This window comes from Flavobacterium sp. FlaQc-47, assembly GCF_044006475.1.
Taxonomy (GTDB): Bacteria; Bacteroidota; Bacteroidia; order Flavobacteriales; family Flavobacteriaceae; genus Flavobacterium.
In genome coordinates, this window is the sequence record NZ_JBIPCQ010000006.1 from 59,698 (window position 1) to 78,701 (window position 19,004).

Below are 19,004 nucleotides of genomic sequence, written 5' to 3' on the forward strand. Positions count from 1 at the left end.
AGCTTTGCGAACTTTGCAGTAAAACGTCAAATCATTCACAAAGCTTTGCGAACTTTGTGTTTTTATAAAAACCTCTTAATTAAAAAACTTTGCGCACTTTGCGGTAAAATCTCAAACCATTCACAAAGCTTTGCGAACTTGTGTTTTTATACAAACCGCTTAATTAAAAAACTTTGCGCACTTTGCGGTAAAATGTCAAACCATTCACAGAGTATAAATAAACTTTGCGGTAAAACGTCAAAGTATTATCTATGGTCAAATCGTTTTGATAAAAAGTCTCCAATAAACTGAATTATGAATACCAAAATAACCAATAATGCTAATACTGAATTCATTGTAACGGCATCATAGCCAATATATCCGTATTGATAACCCACTTGTCCTAAACCTCCTGCTCCAACAGCTCCACCCATTGCAGAATAGCCTACAAGGGTTATTAATGTGATAGACGCAGCGTTTATTAATGATGGTAAAGCTTCAGGAAGTAACACCTTATATACAATTTGTAAAGGTGTCGCACCTAAAGCTCTTGCAGCTTCAATTAATCCTGAAGGCAAACCTAAAAGACTATTTTCGACAAGTCTTGCGATAAATGGTGCTGCGCCAATACTTAACGGAACTAAAGCTGCGCTTACGCCAATAGAAGTTCCTACCAAAGCACGCGTAAACGGAATCATCCAGACGATTAATATAATGAACGGAATTGAACGAAAAATATTTACCAAAACCGATAAAATACGGTTAAAGACCGGTTGCTCTAATATTTGATTTTTTCGGGTAAGAAAAAGTAAAACTCCTGTTGGAAGTCCCAATGCGAAACCAAAAAATCCGGACACAAATGTCATTACAATTGTTTCCCAGGTGCCATTTAATAATAAGCCAATAATTGAATCAGACATAACCTATAATTTCTGTTTTAATATGTTTAGAAATAAAATATTGAATTGCAGCTTCGTAATTTTCACGTTTTCCGGATAGTTCAATTAACATTACTCCAAAATTTACATCTCCCGCCTGATCCATTTGTGCGCTGACAATCTTGAAATTAGTATCAAACAATCGTGAAACCTCTGAAATAACGGGTTCATTTACTGATTTTCCGGTCATTTCAAGTCTTAATAATGGACTTAAACCTTCTGCATCTTCCTTTTGTAATCTTTCCTGATATACTCTTGGAATATCAAGATGTAATGATGATGCAATAAATTCTTTGGTCAGTTCATGTTTGGGGTCGGCAAAAATTTCACCTACACTTCCCTGCTCTATCAATTTTCCGTGACTGATTACCGCAACCTCATCACAAATTGATTTCACAACTTCCATCTGGTGCGTAATCAACAAAATTGTGATGTTTAAACGACGATTAATATCTTTCAATAAATTTAAAATCGATCTCGTTGTTGCAGGATCAAGCGCACTTGTCGCCTCATCGCACAAAAGTACTTTTGGATTATTAGCCAGTGTTCTTGCAATCGCAACTCTTTGTTTTTGACCTCCGGAAAGGCTCGCAGGATAATCATTTTCTTTTTCGGCTAATCCTACTAATTGTAATAATTCTGCAACACGGGTTTGAATATCAGCTTTTGAAGCACCAACTAATTCTAACGGAAAAGCTACATTCTCAAAAACGGTTCTTGACGAAAGCAAATTAAAATGCTGAAAAATCATTCCTATTTGTCTTCTTTCAATTGCTAATTGTGCGTTTGATAATTGGATTAGTGATTTTCCGTCTACGATAATTTCTCCCGAAGTTGGTCTTTCCAATAAATTCACACATCGAATTAATGTGCTTTTTCCAGCTCCGGAAGTTCCAATTACACCAAAGATTTTCCCTGGAGGAACCTTAAGCGAAACATCTGATAAAGCCGAAACAATTCGGTTTTTCTGATGAAAATTCTTGGTGACATTTTTTAATTCAATCATTTTTTTAGTTCAGGTTAAGTCTTATATTCACAGACATAAAATTTTTATGACAACCGAAATTCTAAAATTTAAAATCAAAAAGCCCTTCAATAATTATGAAAGGCTTCAGAAATAAATACATTATTTTATATATAAGCCAGTTCGCACAATCGCGTAGTCCCACAACATATGTTGCCGCTGTAATGAATTGCATACTGGTTATCGTTTTTCATTGCTGGCGCAAATTTAAAGAGATAATTTTAAATTTCAATATAAAAACCGAATCTTTTTTTACCCTATCAATATAGTAGGTTATTTTGTGGATTTGGAGCTAGAACGGATTAAAATCCTTTTCTACAAAATATGTTATTCCTCCGGAATTTTTAGAAACGTTATAAAGCAACAAGACATATTTTATGGATCCTGAAAGTTATCAGGAATAATCCATCATATGCATGCAAAATCGACAATTATATTCGACGATCTTTGTCGAATCACGCGTGTGATTTCTCCTTAGTCGAAATGACATAAAATGAGAATAAAATCAATATAATGTGACAATCGAAATTTCCAAATTTTTTGGAATTACAATTGTGATTTCTTTATCAAAATGACATCAATGAGAAAAAAATCGTATACATCTGCGTTTTTGCCATAGGAAATCCGTATTATCCGTGGACAATAATTTTGCATAAAAAACCCTGCCAAATGCAGGGTTTTCCAACTAATTCCTAACTAATAAAATGCAATCAAATATAGTTAATCAAAAATTTTATAGCTTAAACCAAATTCCAATGCATCATTTGCGTAGGCTCCTGAGTTTCCTATAAAACTTGAATAGGCTAAAAAGATTCCTAAATTATCTATTGAAATCCCAAAAGAACCTGAAATAGTCTGATTGGTATGATACAATGCCGCTATATTCATATGATATTCCGGCATGTTGACATTTACACCTGTATCTACAATATTTTTATAGCCTCTGATACCTCTAAAAGCAAGAAGAGGCTCAATATTAAAATCATCTATTTTACTGGTTACATATAATTTATAACTTACAGCTGAATAAAATACCTGATTGTCTACATATTTTCTTTCGAGATTATTATCTGCAAAAAAAACATTATTCAGGTTGGGTACTGAAGCCTGAACAGTTAACAATTTTGAGGTATATGAAATACCAAAATCCCCATCTAAAGCGCCGCCTTCATTAAAATTTTGGATGGAAGGATCGTTAATATCTCCGTTAATTTTACTTTTGTCAAGCGAGAGAAACCTTGCCCCAAATGAAAGTCCGAAATTTATTTTGCGCTCTCCATCTCTGTCAATGGGCAAATGATAAGCAAAAGTTCCTAAAATCCTTGTGTTGGTAATTAGTCCCGCTCTATCGCTATTAAAGGTAAGACCATAAGCCATTCGGCTATCCGGATTATATTCAGCAGTTCCGTACATGAGCACGGGATTTCCGGGTACCTCATCCCATTGTCTCTGATATCCAATATTTAGGTTTACACCTTTATTTAATCCAGCCATAGCGGGATTTCCTAAATATTGGTTTTGAAAATACATCGCTTCAAATTTATTTAATTGTGCATTAGCTGTGTTGGTGACCAAAAAAGCTAAACTAAAAACCAGGATTGGTTTGATGACAAATAATTTCATAAATATTTTTTTTCTTGTATTCATATCTGTATGGTTATGATATAACAATTATATTATTTTAAAGTTCTTCGCAATATTCTTAATCTCTAATAATGCTTATAAATCCTTTGATTCGAGGTATATCATCGCCCAATTCTATTAGATAATAATAGGTGTCGTTATTTAATGGTGAACCACTATAGGATCCTTCCCACTCGTTACTATAACCACTTTTAGAATATATTATACGACCGGCTCTGTCGAAAACAGTAACCTTATTATTTGGATATAAAAGAATATCCTGAATTTCCCAGAAATCATTTTTTCCGTCTCCATTTGGTGATAGAATATTAGTTACGACCAAGGATTCCGGTGAAACTGCTTTATGTACCACAATTGTATAAGTTTCTTTTGTTATACCATCCTGAGCGGTAACTATGGTTTCAATGGTATTATCTCCCGCGATTAAAATTATCGCCGTACTTGATGCACCACTGGCAACCGGCAATCCATTAACTGTTACTTTAGATCCCAGATCTGTTACAGTCGGTGTTATGGTTACTGAATTTACATTGTATTTGACTACTGACTTATAGTTGGTTATATCCGATTCAAATACAGGATTTAATATTGCGTTGCTAATGGCTAAATTTGATAATGTTGCAATAGCAGCACTTTCTCTTACAATATTGATTGTATATGTTTTAGTTGTTACGCCATCTTCTCCAACAACTTTAATAACTGCTGCATTTGTTCCTGCCAATAATGAAATTGTATGAGGAGTTCCGCTTTGAACTGCTACTCCATTAATGGTTATGGTTGCCAAAGGATCATTTGCAACTGCTGTTATCGTTTCTGACGAAATATTGCTCTCTACAGTCGCATTATACGATACAACATTTGAAGAAAAAGCAGGATTTAAAACTCCATTATTAATAGTCAGGCTAGCTAAGTTTACATCACTAAAGGCAGTTACTGTCAATATTCCGTTTACATAAGTAATAGTGTAATTAGAATTTGCCGCACTACTTACTGTAATAGCATATACACCAGCGGGACTTGCGGAATTTGCAGTTGTAGCAATAATTACCGGCGAAGTTAAACTTGCCACTGTATCACCATTTACAAATCCTGTGTAACTTGCTGTTAATGTAGGATTAGGTTCTCCAAAAACTCTGGTTTTATTATCTGCCGTAATGGTTAAAGGTGCTGTAGTTATAGTTAAACTTGCGTCAACATAACTAATTGTATAATTTGGGTTTATAGCACCGGTTGCAGTTATAGGATACGTTCCTACTATACTGCCTGTAACCGCAGTTGTAGTAATTGCTGGCGGAGTAGTAAAACTTGCAACATTATCTCCATTTACAAATCCTGTATAACTTGCGGTTAAAGAGGGATTTACTTCGCCGTAAACTTTTGTTTGATTGTTTACAGAAATGATTAAGGTGGCTGTGGTTATGGCTAAATTCCCATCAATATAACTAATTATATAATTTGAATCAACTGCTCCGCTTGCCGTGATTGGATAAGTTCCTACAGGGCTTGTTGCATTAGCTGTTGTTGTAATTGTTGCCGGGGTTGTTAAACTTGCCGCTGTATCGCCATTTACAAATCCTGCATAACTTACCGTTAAGGTTGGATTTGCATCTCCGTAGATTTTACCTTTATTATCTGCCGTAATGGTTAACACAACCGGAATTACCGTTAAAATTCCATCAACATAATTGAATGTATAATTTGCAGATGTTGCCCCGCTTGCCGTGATTGGATAAGTTCCAATGGGACTTGTTGTAACTGCTGTTGTCGTAATAGTAGGTGCAGTTGTTAAACTGGCTTCGGTATCACCGTTTACAAAACCAGTAATATTTGCTGTTAATACAGGATTCAAATCTCCATAAAGTTTGGTTTGATTATCTGCTGTTACGGTCAATATTGCTGCATTTACAATTAGGTTTCCATCTATATAACTAATAGTGTAATTTGGATTAATTGCTCCGCTTACCGCTATTGGATAAGATCCAATAGGACTTGTAGCATTGGCTGTAGTTGTAATTGTTGCAGGCGTTGTCAAACTTGCCGATGTATCTCCGTTTACAAATCCTGAGTAACTTGCGGTTAAAGGTGGATTTAGATCCCCATAAACTTTGCTTTGATTATCTGCTGTTATGGTTAATATAGCGGGAGTTACAGTCAAAGTTCCGTCAATATAACTAATGGTATAATTTGAATCTACTGCTCCGCTTACCGCTATTGGATAAGTTCCTGCCGGACTTGTAGCATCCGCTACTGTCGTAATTACAGGTGCTGTTGTTAAATTAGCTTCGGTATCACCGTTTACAAAACCAGTATAAGCTGCTGTTAATGTTGGATTCAAATCTCCGTAAACTTTACTTTGATTATTTGCTGTAATAATTAAATTAGCCGGAGTTACAGTTAAAATTCCCGGAACATATGTTATAGTATAGTTTAAAGTAGCTGCTCCATTTGCTGTTATCGGATAGGTTCCAACCGGACTTCCTGTAACTGCAGTTGTGGTTATAGTGGGCAAAGTAGTTAAACTCGTTTCTGTATCTCCATTGACAAAACCAACATATGTTACTGTCAATACAGGATTGACTTCTCCATAAACTTTGGTTTTATTATCTGCTATAATAGTTAACAAAGCTGCCGAAGTTACATTAAGAGTACCATCTACATAACTTATTGTATAATTTGTAGAAATTGCTCCACTTGCCGTGATTGGATAAATTCCTACCGGACTTGTAGCATCAGCAGTGGTTGTAATTGTTGGTGGAGTGGTTAAACTTGCTGCCGTATCGCCATTTACAAATCCTGCATAACTTACTGTTAAGGTTGGATTCACATCTCCATAGGTTTTTGTTTGATTGTCAGCCGTAATTGTTAAAGCTACAGGCGTAACCGTTAAAGTTCCATCGACATAATTAAAGGTATAATTGGCAGATGTTGCTCCGCTTGCTATGATTGGATAAGTTCCAACAGGGCTTGTTGCATCAGCAGTTGTTGTAATTGTTGGTAAAGTGGTTAAACTTGCGGCTGTATCTCCATTTACAAATCCTGTATAACTTACTGTTAAGGCTGGATTCACATCTCCATAGGTTTTTGTCTGATTGTCGGCGGTAATTGTTAAAGCTACCGGCGTAACCGTTAAAGTTCCAACGACATAATTAAAGGTATAATTGGCAGATGTTGCTCCGCTTGCCGTGATTGGATAAGTTCCAACAGGGCTTGTTGCATCAGCAGTTGTTGTAATTGTTGGTAAAGTGGTTAAACTTGCGGCTGTATCTCCATTTACAAATCCTGCATAATTTACTGTTAAGGTTGGATTCGCATCTCCGTAGATTTTACTCTGATTGTCTGCGGTGATGGTTAACACAACCGGAGTTACAGTTAAAGTTCCATCGACGTAACTAAATGTATAATTTCCAGATGTTGCTCCGCTTGCCGTGATTGGATAAGTTCCTACCGGACTTGTTGCATCGGCTGTAGTAGAAATTGTTGGTGGAGTAGTTAAACTTGCCGCTGTATCTCCGTTTACAAATCCTGAATAACTTACCGTTAACGTTGGATTCACATCTCCGTAGATCTTGCTTTGATTGTCTGCCGTAATGGTCAACACAACCGGAGTTACAGTTAAAGTTCCATTGACGTAACTAAATGTATAATTAGCAGATGTTGCTCCGATCGGCGTGATTGAATAAGTTCCAACAGGGCTAGTTGCATCAGCAATTGTTGTAATTGTTGGCGGAGTGGTCAAACTTGCCGCTGTATCTCCATTTACAAATCCTGTATAGCTAACCGTTAATGTCGGATTAACATCTCCGTAGATTTTACTTTGATTGTCTGCCGTAATGGTCAACACGACTGGAGTTACAGTTAAAGTTCCATCAACATAACTAAATGTATAATTGGCAGATGCTGCTCCGCTTGCCGTAATTGGATAAGTTCCTACCGGACTTGTTGCATCAGCAATTGTTGTAATTGTTGGCAGAGTCGTTAAACTTGCAGAGGTATCTCCGTTTACAAAACCTGCATAACTAACTGTAAGTGTCGGATTCACATCTCCATAGGTTTTTGTCTGATTGTCAGCAGTAATTGTTAAAGCTACCGGCGTAACCGTTAAAGTTCCATCGACATAATTAAAGGTATAATTGGCAGATGTTGCTCCGCTTGCCGTGATTGGATAAGTTCCAACAGGGCTTGATACATCAGCAGTGGTTGTAATTGTTGGCGGAGTGGCTAAACTTGCCGCTGTATCGCCATTTACAAATCCAGTATAACTTGCCGTTAGTGTTGGATTCGCTGATCCGTAAGTTTTGCTCTGATAATTTGCTGTTATTGTAAGATTTGCAGGAATAACATCAAGTGTTCCATTAACATAGATAATCGTGTAATTCGTGGCAGATGCTCCACTCGCTATTGTTGTATATATTCCTACAGGGCTGCTTTGAATTGCAGTTGTTGAAACAATTGGCTGAGTAGTCAAATTTGCTTCTGTATCACCATTAACAAAACCGCTATAAGAAACTGTGAAAGCAGGATTAATTTCTCCGTAAATTTTAGTTTGATTGTTTACTGTGATTGTTAGTATCGCACCAGAAGTAACAGTCAGGGTTCCATTCACATAAGTGAAATCATAGTTTGACGATAGTGCTCCATTTACCGTAATTGGATAAGTTCCTACAACACTGGTTAAATCTGCTGTAGTCGTAATTGTTGCTAAAGCCGTTAAATCTGTTTCATCCTCACCATTTACAAAACCTAAATATGTAGCTGTTAAAGTTGGGTTTGCAGTTCCATAAGCTTTGGCTTTATCATCTGCACTAATTGTTATCAAAGCTTTAGTAACCGTCAATGTTCCATCAACATAAGCAAAAGTGTAATTATCAGATGTCGCTCCGCTTGCTGTGATGGGATAAGTCCCAACTGCGCTTGCTGTATCGGCTGTAGTTGATAGTATTGGTAAGGTTGTTAAACTTGCAGAGGTTTCACCGTTTACAAATCCCGAATAGCTTGCCGCCAATACTGGGTTTACTGATCCGTAAGTTTTAGTCTGATTATCAGCTGTAACGGTTAAAACTGCTGGGGTAATAGTTAGATTTCCATCAACATAAGCAAAAGTATAATTATCAGATGTTGCTCCACTTGCTGTAATGGGATATGAACCAACAGGACTTGCTGTATCGGCTGTAGTCGTAAGGATTGGTAAAGTTGTTAAACTTGCCGATGTATCACCATTTACAAAACCTGAATAACTTGCCGTTAGTGTTGGGTTTACTGAACCGTACGTTTTAGTCTGATTATCGGCGGTAACAGTTAAAACTGCTGGGATAATAGTTAGATTTCCATCAACATAAGCAAAAGTATAATTATCAGATGTTGCTCCGCTTGCCGTGATTGGATATGAACCAACAGGACTTGTAGCATCTGCCGTTGTAGCAATTGTTGGTAAAGTTGTTAAACTTGCTGATGTATCACCATTTACAAAACCTGAATAACTTGCCGTTAGTGTTGGATTCGCTGATCCGTACGTTTTAGTCTGATTATCGGCTGTGATGGTTAAAACTGCTGCGGTAATAGTTAGATTTCCATCAACATAAGCAAAAGTGTAATTATCTGAGGTTACTCCGCTTGCCGTGATTGGATAAGTTCCAATAGGACTTGTGGAATCTGCCGTTGTTGATAGTATTGGTAAAGTTGTCAAACTTGCCGATGTATCTCCGTTTACAAATCCTGAATAACTTGCCGTTAAAGCTGGATTCGCTGATCCGTACGTTTTAGTCTGATTATCGGCTGTAACGGTTAGAACTGCTGCGGTAATAGTTAGATTCCCATCAACATAAGCAAAAGTGTAATTATCTGAGGTTGCTCCACTTGCCGTGATTGAATAAGATCCAACAGGACTTGTTGCATCAGCAATTGTGGAAATTGTTGGTAAAGTTGTCAAACTTGCCGATGTATCTCCGTTTACAAATCCTGAATAACTTGCCGTTAAAGCTGGATTCGCTGATCCGTACGTTTTAGTCTGATTATCGGCTGTGATGGTTAAAACTGCTGCGGTAATAGTTAGATTTCCATCAACATAAGCAAAAGTGTAATTATCAGATGTCGCTCCGCTTGCCGTGATTGGATATGAACCAACCGGACTTGTAGCATCTGCTGTTGTAGCAATTGTTGGAGGAGTGGTTAAACTTGCTGATGTATCACCATTTACAAAACCTGAATAACTTGCCGTTAATGCTGGGTTTGCTGATCCGTATGTTTTGGTCTGATTATCTGCGGTAACGGTTAAAACTACTCCGGTAATAGTTAAATTTCCGTCAACATAGGCAAAAGTATAATTATCAGATGTTGCTCCACTTGCCGTGATTGGATATGAACCAACAGGACTTGTAGCATCTGCTGTTGTTGATAGTATTGGTAAAGTTGTCAAACTTGCCGATGTATCTCCGTTTACAAAACCTGAATAACTTGCGGTTAATGCTGGGTTTACTGATCCGTAAGTTTTAGTATAATTATCGGCTGTAATAGTTAAAACTGCTGCGGTAATATTTAGATTTCCATCAATATAAGCAAAAGTATAATTATCGGAGGTTGCTCCGCTTGCCGTGATTGGATATGAACCAACAGGACTTGTAGCATCTGCCGTTGTAGCAATTGTTGGTAAAGTTGTTAAACTCGCTGCTGTATCTCCGTTAACGAATCCTGAATAACTTGCCGTTAATGTTGGATTAACATCTCCGTAGATTTTACTTTGATTGTCTGCCGTAATGGTCAACACGACTGGAGTTACAGTTAAAGTTCCATCAACATAACTAAATGTATAATTGGCAGATGCTGCTCCGCTTGCCGTAATTGAATAAGATCCAACAGGACTTTTTGCATCAGCCGTTGTGGAAATTGTTGGCGGAGTTGTTAAACTTGCCGATGTATCTCCGTTAACGAATCCTGAATAACTTGCAGTTAATGCTGGGTTTGCTGAACCGTACGTTTTAGTTTGAGTATCGGCCGTAACGGTTAGAACTGCTGCGGTAATAGTTAGATTTCCATCAACATAAGCAAAAGTATAATTGGCATCAACTGCTCCACTTGCTGTAATGGGATATGATCCAACAGGACTTGTGGAATCTGCCGTTGTTGATAGTATTGGTAAAGTTGTTAAACTCGCTGCTGTATCTCCGTTAACGAATCCTGAATAACTTGCCGTTAATGTTGGATTAACATCTCCGTAGATTTTGCTTTGATTGTCTGCCGTAATGGTCAACACGACCGGAGTTACAGTTAAAGTTCCATCAACATAACTAAATGTATAATTTGCAGATGCTGCTCCGCTTACCGTAATTGGATAAGTTCCAACAGGACTTGTGGAATCTGCCGTTGTTGATAGTATTGGTAAAGTTGTTAAACTTGCCGATGTATCACCATTTACAAAACCTGTGTAACTTACTGTTAATGCTGGGTTTGCTGATCCGTAAGTTTTAGTCTGATTATCTGCCGTAACGGTTAGAACTGCTGCGGTAATAGTTAGATTTCCATCAACATAAGCAAAAGTGTAATTATCTGAGGTTGCTCCGCTTGCCGTGATTGGATAAGTTCCAATAGGACTTGTTGCATCAGCAATTGTGGAAATTGTTGGCGGAGTTGTTAAACTTGCCGATGTATCTCCGTTAACGAATCCTGAATAACTTGCCGTTAATGTTGGATTTGCTGATCCGTATGTTTTAGTTTGAGCATCGGCTGTAACGGTTAAAACTGCTGGAGTAATAGTTAGATTTCCATCAACATAAGCAAAAGTATAATTGGAGTCAACTGCTCCATTTGCGGTGATTGGATAAGATCCAACCGGACTTGTAGCATCTGCTGTTGTTGATAGTATTGGTAAAGTTGTTAAACTCGCTGCCGTATCTCCGTTTACAAAACCTGTGTAACTTGCCGTTAATGTTGGATTTGCTGAGCCGTAAGTTTTAGTATGATTATCGGCTGTAACGGTTAAAACTGCTGCGGTAATAGTTAGATTTCCATCAACATAAGCAAAAGTATAATTATCAGAGGTTGCTCCACTTGATGTAATTGAATATGAACCAACAGGACTTGTGGAATCTGCCGTTGTTGATAGTATTGGTAAAGTTGTTAAACTTGCCGATGTATCTCCGTTAACGAATCCTGAATAACTTGCCGTTAATGTTGAATTTGCTGATCCGTAAACTTTGGTCTGATTATCTGCGGTAACGGTCAAAACGGCTGCGGTAATAGTTAGATTTCCATCAACATACGCAAAAGTATAATTGGCGTCAACTGCTCCATTTGCGGTGATTGGATAAGTTCCAACAGGACTTGTGGAATCTGCCGTTGTTGATAGTATTGGTAAAGTTGTCAAACTTGCTTCTGTATCGCCGTTAACGAATCCTGAATAACTTGCCGTTAGTGTTGGATTTACTGATCCGTACGTTTTAGTTTGGGCGTCGGCTGTAACAGTTAAAACTGCTGCGGTAATAGTTAGATTTCCATCAACATACGCAAAAGTATAATTATCAGATGTTGCTCCGCTTGCCGTGATTGGATATGACCCAACCGGACTTGTAGCATCTGCTGTTGTTGATAGTATTGGTAAAGTTGTTAAACTCGCTGCCGTATCACCATTTACAAAACCTGAATAACTTGCCGTTAGTGTTGGGTTTACTGATCCGTAAGTTTTAGTTTGATTGTCTGCGGTAACGGTTAAAACTGCTGCGGTAATAGTTAGATTTCCATCAACATATGCAAAAGTATAATTATCAGAGGTTGCACCACTTGATGTGATTGGATATGACCCAACCGGACTTGTGGAATCTGCCGTTGTTGATAGTATTGGTAAAGTTGTTAAACTCGCTGCCGTATCGCCGTTTACAAATCCCACATAACTTGCCGTTAATGCTGGATTTGCTGATCCGTAAACTTTTGTCTGATTGTCTGCTGTAATCGTTAAAATTGCAGGAGTTACGGTTAAAGTTGCATCAACATAAGTAAAAGTGTAATTGGCATCAACTGCTCCACTTGCCGTAATTGGATAAGTTCCAACAGGGCTTGTGGAATCTGCCGTTGTTGATAGTATTGGTAAAGTTGTCAAACTTGCTACCGTATCTCCATTTACAAATCCAGTATAGCTTGCCGTTAGTGTTGGATTCACATCTCCGTAGGTTTTACTTTGATTGTCGGCAGTAATGGTCAACACAACCGGAGTTACAGTTAAAGTTCCATCAACATAATTAAATGTATAATTGGCGTCAACTGCTCCACTTGCCGTGATTGAATAAGTTCCAACAGGACTTGCCGTATCTGCTGTTGTAGCAATTGTTGGAGGAGTGGTTAAACTTGCAGCTGTATCACCGTTTACAAATCCCACATAACTTGCCGTTAATGCTGGGTTTGCTGAACCGTACGTTTTAGTTTGGGCGTCGGCAGTAATCGTTAAAATTGCAGGAGTTACGGTTAAAGTTCCATCAACATAAGTAAAAGTGTAATTGGCGTCAACTGCACCACTTGCCGTGATTGGATAAGTTCCAACAGGACTTGTGGAATCTGCCGTTGTTGATAGTATTGGTAAAGTTGTCAAACTCGCTGCTGTATCTCCGTTTACAAATCCTGTGTAATTTGCCGTTAATGCTGGGTTTACTGATCCGTATGTTTTGGTCTGATTATCTGCTGTAATAGTAAGCACAACCGGAGTAACGGTTAGATTTCCATCAATATAGGCAAAAGTATAATTATCTGAGGTTGCTCCACTTGCTGTAATTGGATATGACCCAACCTGACTTGCTGTCGTTGCTGCTGTACCAATTATTGGTGCTAACGACAAACTCGCAACTGTATCTCCGTTTACAAAACCAGTATAAGTTACCGTTAACGCTGGATTTACTGATCCGTAAATTTTAGTTTTATTTTCGGTAGTAATTGTTAAAGTTGCTTTGGTTACTTCACTAGAAACAGTCGCTACATTGACAGTCGCTGCGTTGCTACTTGTTAAAACAATATCTCCTGAATAATTTCCTACAGGAATTGTTCCTTTTAACCTAATATAAACAGGTGTTGACGGAATAATCCCAGCTGCTCCAATCGTAATTGAATTTGTAAATACAATATTATCTGCACTCACTTCAAATTCTACTGGTGGAGTGACCAAAATTCCCTCTGCCATATCACTACCAGAAATATTAAAAGTACCGTATGCTGATGGTGTACCATATATAGCGGTTTGTGCTGTTAAAGTTCCTGTAGTTACAATAGTGGGTTCTGTTCTGGTTATTGTAACCGTATAGGTACCTATTGTTGTACCATCCTGGGCTGTTACTACTGTTGTAATAATATTGGGACCTACATTCAAAGCAATTGCTCCTGATGCACTTCCGCTCGTAACCGTTACGTTATTTACTGTTACTGTTGCATTAACATCTGTAGTAGTGGGTGTTAATGTCAGGCTCGTAATAATATTAGGCACTGTTGCCGTATAACTTGTTGTACCCGTTGCAAAAACCGGATTCAATGTTCCTTCGCTTATACTTAAATTACTTAGTGTCGCTACATTGTTTGGGGTAGTAACTGCTTCAGGATTACCCGTACTTACTGTAGATAAATATATTTCACTGCCTGGGATACCGTTATATTCGACAGCCATTACAGTATAATTTGTTGCAGGAGCCAAACCAGATATTGTTACATTTGATCCTGTACCCTTATAAGCAGAATACCAACCAGTTGTACCTATTTGTGTACCGGTACCAAAAACTGGATTTGCAGTATAGGTTATATTATTCACCGGAGCCGGGCTCCCTGTAGATCCAGCAAGTATAAATATTTCTCTTAATGCCCCATTACCATTTATCCAATTTGCAGTTGTTGTAGTTGCAGTTGTACCTGTAAAAGTTACATTAGTTGCCTGAACTGTAGGAGTCACAGCACTAAATGAGGTTTGAATTGTAAATACAGCACCCGTTGGCAAATTAACCGTATTAAAAGAAATTTTATCGCCCACAATTGTCGACGCCGGATATTGCTTCACTAAGTCGTTATTAAGATTACCCGTACCTGTTGGGTCAACCAAAATAGTATAATCACTGGCTGTTAATCCGGTGTATGTTAATCCGGTTTTATCATAAGTTAAAGTTACCGTTCCAGGATTGCCTGTACTTTGCACCTTCCATAATCTTTGCATTCCTTTTGTTAAATGACCAGCCAGATTTACATCAATTTCTGTTAATAAACCGGTATCATGACCAATTATTAGAAATCCATTATTGGCTAATGACGAAGGATTACTAATTACTATATTTCCTTTTCCGCTTTGTCCAGTACCATCTCCGCTACCTGTATTTAAACTATTCGATTGTACTTGCAATAAACCCGTAGCATCATCCTGACCTATTCCAAATATATCATTATGATAAGCAACATTTGCTGTAGCATCCCAAACGGTAGTGCCTGAGCTGTTTGCATAACTGCCCACTTTGTGAATACCGTATTTAAGTGCCAGATAACTTTCTATTTGGTTGTGACTTGGCTGAGAAGATTGATCTGAATTATATAGTATAACCTCGGCAATATCTCCATTAAACCAGTCGTTTGAACTGTATGTACTAGTACCTAAACGATAATAACCGGAGTTAAGAGCTGCTGTAGTGTATGTTACAGACGTAAAAGCATTACCATTCATTTCAGCAGTCCATTGATTTGCTGCTGTAAAATGCGAAGAAAACACAATAGCCTGACCTGTAGGATAAGTTAAAGTAGGTCCTTGTACATTATTTCTGTAACTACTAAGGTTACTTGCAGAACTACGACTTATTATGCCAGAATTTGATGGACTTTGCCAATCAGATGAGGTTGGAGTTTGCGAAATTATGAAAGCACGACCTGACCCACCGCTAGCAGTACTATTCATTAAAAAAACAGCATATGCCGATATGTTATTACTTGTGATTGCAGGAGTTAAGGTACCGCCAATTGATGCAAAATTTGTATTGCTTGTTCCGGGAAAACGAATTGTAGGATTAAAATTTAACGCATTTAATTGATAAGTGGGGTTTACCACCGTTTGTGCAAATATAGGAGTAGAATATGTTGCATTATTGCCAGCTCCACTTTGATCGCCCCAACTCGTTACCGCCGCACCTTGGGTAGCAGGTGTAACACTCACATCTGCTTTAAGCCAAAGCTTCAGATTCGTAGATATTCCGCCAGGTGCCTGTGCTGAAACAGTTGGCAATGCTAATAAAATAGCCAACCAACAAAACAAAAAAGACAATCGCGTAAAAGAATAAGTAGAAGTATAAATCATGCCGTATAATTTTTAATTTTTAATCTATGAGATACTATATCGGGAATTGCTAATGAGTATTAAACCATACAAATACTTGAAATTCAAATTTTTGAATTTATCTTCTTCGTATTCAATAAAGATCCAATGAAAATTATTTTGGCAGATAATAGATGGTAATCTAATGTGGTATTTCATACATTATAACAGTGTGAGACAGTACTGATTTCAAATAAATAAAAAAGAGTAAACTGCTATATGTTAATATTTTATGAAATTTAAAATTTGTATTTCAATTCGCTATTCTGTAATGATGGCTTGTATTTTTTATGCCTAATGAGGTGATATGAAATAAGAAATCTGTGAAAGCAAATTTTAAAGAAATTCTCATTTAGTGAAGAAAACAAATCTTTCCTGCTTAAAAATTGATACAATATTTTAGTATCAATATTGTTAAACTATTCAATACTAAAATACAAAACCTATATTCATGTATTCTACTCAATTGGTTGCATTTTATAATTTGGCACATCAATTTAAAATATTTTTTGAAAGAAAAAACTTATTTTAAAAAATTAAATAAAAGTTAAACAAGTAAAAAAGTAGTTTTAAACTTATAAATTATGTTTTTTGGTTTCGTTTAGATTATGAAACATCATTTTTCTCTTAAAAAAAATAGTGCTGTTTTATTAAAATGTAAATTAAATTTTAAGTTTTATTTCTGTTTTAATTAACAACTTTCAGGTATAAGAGGCAACTTTAGAGAATCAAATTATGAAAAAATAACATTTAATATGATTCCGTTTTTTTAATCAAAATTTTAAAAATGTTTAAAATTAATTATACAAACTAACTTATATAAAAAATTAAAATTGGATTAAAATTGGAGTTTATTTCTTAAATGAATTGATTAACTGATATTAATTTTTACATTTGCGTTATTTTTATTTGTTCTAAATAGGTTTGTTTTAAGAGCCTAAACAGTTATAAATAAAATATCCTGAAACAAATTCAAAACAATAAATACCTAAATATGAAAAAGAATATTTTTATGTCTTTGGCATTAGTCGCTACTTTATTTGTTAGTGCTCAACAAAAAAACAATTTGCTGGAACAGGCATTTTGGAAAAAAGCACCTGATGTCAGCGCAGTAAAAGCAGAAATAGCAAAAGGAAACAGCCCGTCTGAAGCCAATGCAAATGCTTTTGATGTTGCAGTTATTGCTATCAACAACGATGCACCATTAGCAAGTATAAAATACATATTAGATCAACCCGGAAATCCCTTAAATAAATCAACACACGATAATCGTATATATTTACATTGGGCAGCTTACAGAGGAAATACTGAACTTGTAGAATATCTTATCGCTAAAGGTTCAGATATTAATTTTGAAGACAGCCACGGTACCACACCAATTGCTTTTGCAGCAGGAAACGGTCTTTTAAATTCAGGAGTTGCAGACGCTTTTTTTAAAGCAGGATTAGATCCAAAGAAAAAATATAATGACGGAGCAAATCTTTTATTACTGGCAATTCCGTTTGATAAAGAATTAACCTTTACGGATTATCTTACCACTAAAGGATTGTCTTTGAAAGATGTAGACAATAACGGAAATACCGCTTTTGACTACTCTGCCAGAACCGGAAATGTAACTCTACTAAAAAAATTAGCCGAAAAAGGAGTAAAACATACAGACAATGCACTTTTAATCGCTACACAAGGAACACGTAGGGAAACTACTCCTCTCGAAACCTACAAATATTTAGTTGAAGAAGTAAAAATTAAACCAACCGTTGTCAATAAATCAGGAGATAATGTACTTCATCTTTTAGTAAACAAACCAAATCAAAGTGAAATAATCGCTTATTTTTTAGCCAAAGGCGTAGATGCCAACAAAGTAAATAAAGAAGGAAACACTCCTTTTATGGTGGCAGCCGGAGCAAGAGAAATTACAGCTTTAGAAAAATTATTACCGCTGGCTAAAAACATCAATTTACAAAACCCAAAAGGAGAATCGGCTTTGACAATGGCGGTAAGATCGGGAACTCCGGAAGCAGTTGCAGCTCTATTAAGCAAAGGTGCAGATGTAAATGTAAAAGACAAAGACGGAAACAATCTGGGAGTCTATTTAGTCCAAGCTTACAGACCGGCAGGCCGCGAGGCCAATGCTGCAAAAGATCCGTTTGATACTAAAGTGAAATTACTACAGGAAAAGGGACTAAACCTTGCAGCAGCTCAAAAAGACGGAAGTACTTTATACCATTTCGCAATTGCTAAAAACGATATCAACCTGATTAAAAAATTAGCCGACTTAAAAATCGATGTAAATGCAAAAAACAAAGATGGTATCACTGCTTTACATAAAGCCGCAATGGTAGCAAAAGATGATTCTATCTTAAAATATCTGGTTTCAATAGGTGCAAAAAAAGACATCAATACAGAATTTGACGAAAGTGCGTATGCGCTGGCAAAAGAAAACGAATCATTGACAAAAAGCAATGTTTCAGTAGAATTTTTAAAATAGTTTTTTATAAAATTCCAAATTTTTAAAATTCCAAATTTCAATACAATCTAAAATCTGAACTCTAAAATTTACAATTAAAAATGAAATCAATATTTAAAATACTACTTACAAGCACATTACTATTTCTTATTTCCTTTCAGGCAAATGCGCAGGCAAGCAAATACAAATGCATGCTGCAAATGTCTAATTATATGGGTGAAGGAGCTTATATCGTAGTTTCACTTATCAACGCTAAAGGAGAATACGAAAAAACGCTGTATGTAATGGGCGACGATAAAAAATGGTATAAATCATTGAAAGAATGGAATAAATTTCAAACATCAAAACCAGCAGATATCAGTGCAAAAACCGGCGCATCAGTAACGGGTGGAGATCGCAGTATGACAACAATAGAAATCGATGATTCGAAAATTAACAAAGGATACAAACTAAGATTTGAATCAGCAGTTGAAGATCAAAAATACCATATAAATGATGTAGAAATTCCTTTAACAACAGAAGGTTTGGCTGACAAAACCGAAGGAAAAGGATATATTAGATATGTTAGATTAAGTAAAATTTAATAACTTAATTATTCAAGCTTTGTCTTAGTTTTGAACTTAGACAAAGCTTACACTATATTTG

Annotated in this window: 6 protein-coding genes; 2 read left to right on the forward strand and 4 right to left on the reverse strand. The window is 36.5% G+C overall.

Going from position 1 to position 19,004, the window contains the following annotated elements; all coding sequences use genetic code 11:
- Window positions 1–245: 245 nt before the first annotated feature.
- From ACHRVX_RS18750 to ACHRVX_RS18765, 4 genes are all read right to left on the reverse strand, one after another.
- Window positions 246–899 carry a methionine ABC transporter permease MetI gene (locus ACHRVX_RS18750; RefSeq protein WP_395334963.1) on the reverse strand — a complete coding sequence of 218 codons (654 nt, stop codon included), beginning with the start codon at window positions 897–899 and terminating at the stop codon, window positions 246–248.
- On the reverse strand, window positions 892–1,923 hold the full coding sequence (metN, locus tag ACHRVX_RS18755; protein ID WP_395334966.1) for a methionine ABC transporter ATP-binding protein MetN: 1,032 nt from the start codon (window positions 1,921–1,923) through the stop codon (window positions 892–894). The genes ACHRVX_RS18750 and metN overlap by 8 nt, the downstream gene beginning before the upstream one ends.
- Window positions 1,924–2,661: 738 nt before the next feature.
- A complete protein-coding gene (locus tag ACHRVX_RS18760; RefSeq protein ID WP_395334969.1) occupies window positions 2,662–3,588 on the reverse strand; it encodes a PorP/SprF family type IX secretion system membrane protein in 927 nt (308 codons plus the stop codon).
- Between the two features lie 55 nt (window positions 3,589–3,643).
- Complete coding sequence (locus ACHRVX_RS18765; protein ID WP_395334972.1) at window positions 3,644–15,874, reverse strand: MBG domain-containing protein; 12,231 nt, start codon at window positions 15,872–15,874, stop codon at window positions 3,644–3,646.
- Window positions 15,875–16,886: 1,012 nt separating this feature from the next.
- On the opposite strand from ACHRVX_RS18765, the gene ACHRVX_RS18770 reads away from it, so the two are divergent.
- Together ACHRVX_RS18770 and ACHRVX_RS18775 are read left to right on the forward strand one after the other, a co-directional pair.
- Window positions 16,887–18,380 carry an ankyrin repeat domain-containing protein gene (locus ACHRVX_RS18770; protein ID WP_395334974.1) on the forward strand — a complete coding sequence of 498 codons (1,494 nt, stop codon included), beginning with the start codon at window positions 16,887–16,889 and terminating at the stop codon, window positions 18,378–18,380.
- Window positions 18,381–18,460: 80 nt separating this feature from the next.
- A complete protein-coding gene (locus ACHRVX_RS18775; RefSeq protein ID WP_395334977.1) occupies window positions 18,461–18,943 on the forward strand; it encodes a DUF2271 domain-containing protein in 483 nt (160 codons plus the stop codon).
- Window positions 18,944–19,004 lie beyond the last annotated feature (61 nt).

Coding starts and splice junctions, on each gene's coding strand:
- ACHRVX_RS18770 (WP_395334974.1), top strand. CDS start 16,887: ATGAAAAAGAATATTTTTATGTCTTTGGCATTAGTCGCTACTTTATTT.
- ACHRVX_RS18760 (WP_395334969.1), bottom strand. CDS start 3,588: ATGAATACAAGAAAAAAAATATTTATGAAATTATTTGTCATCAAACCA.
- ACHRVX_RS18775 (WP_395334977.1), top strand. CDS start 18,461: ATGAAATCAATATTTAAAATACTACTTACAAGCACATTACTATTTCTT.
- metN (WP_395334966.1), bottom strand. CDS start 1,923: ATGATTGAATTAAAAAATGTCACCAAGAATTTTCATCAGAAAAACCGA.
- ACHRVX_RS18750 (WP_395334963.1), bottom strand. CDS start 899: ATGTCTGATTCAATTATTGGCTTATTATTAAATGGCACCTGGGAAACA.
- ACHRVX_RS18765 (WP_395334972.1), bottom strand. CDS start 15,874: ATGATTTATACTTCTACTTATTCTTTTACGCGATTGTCTTTTTTGTTT.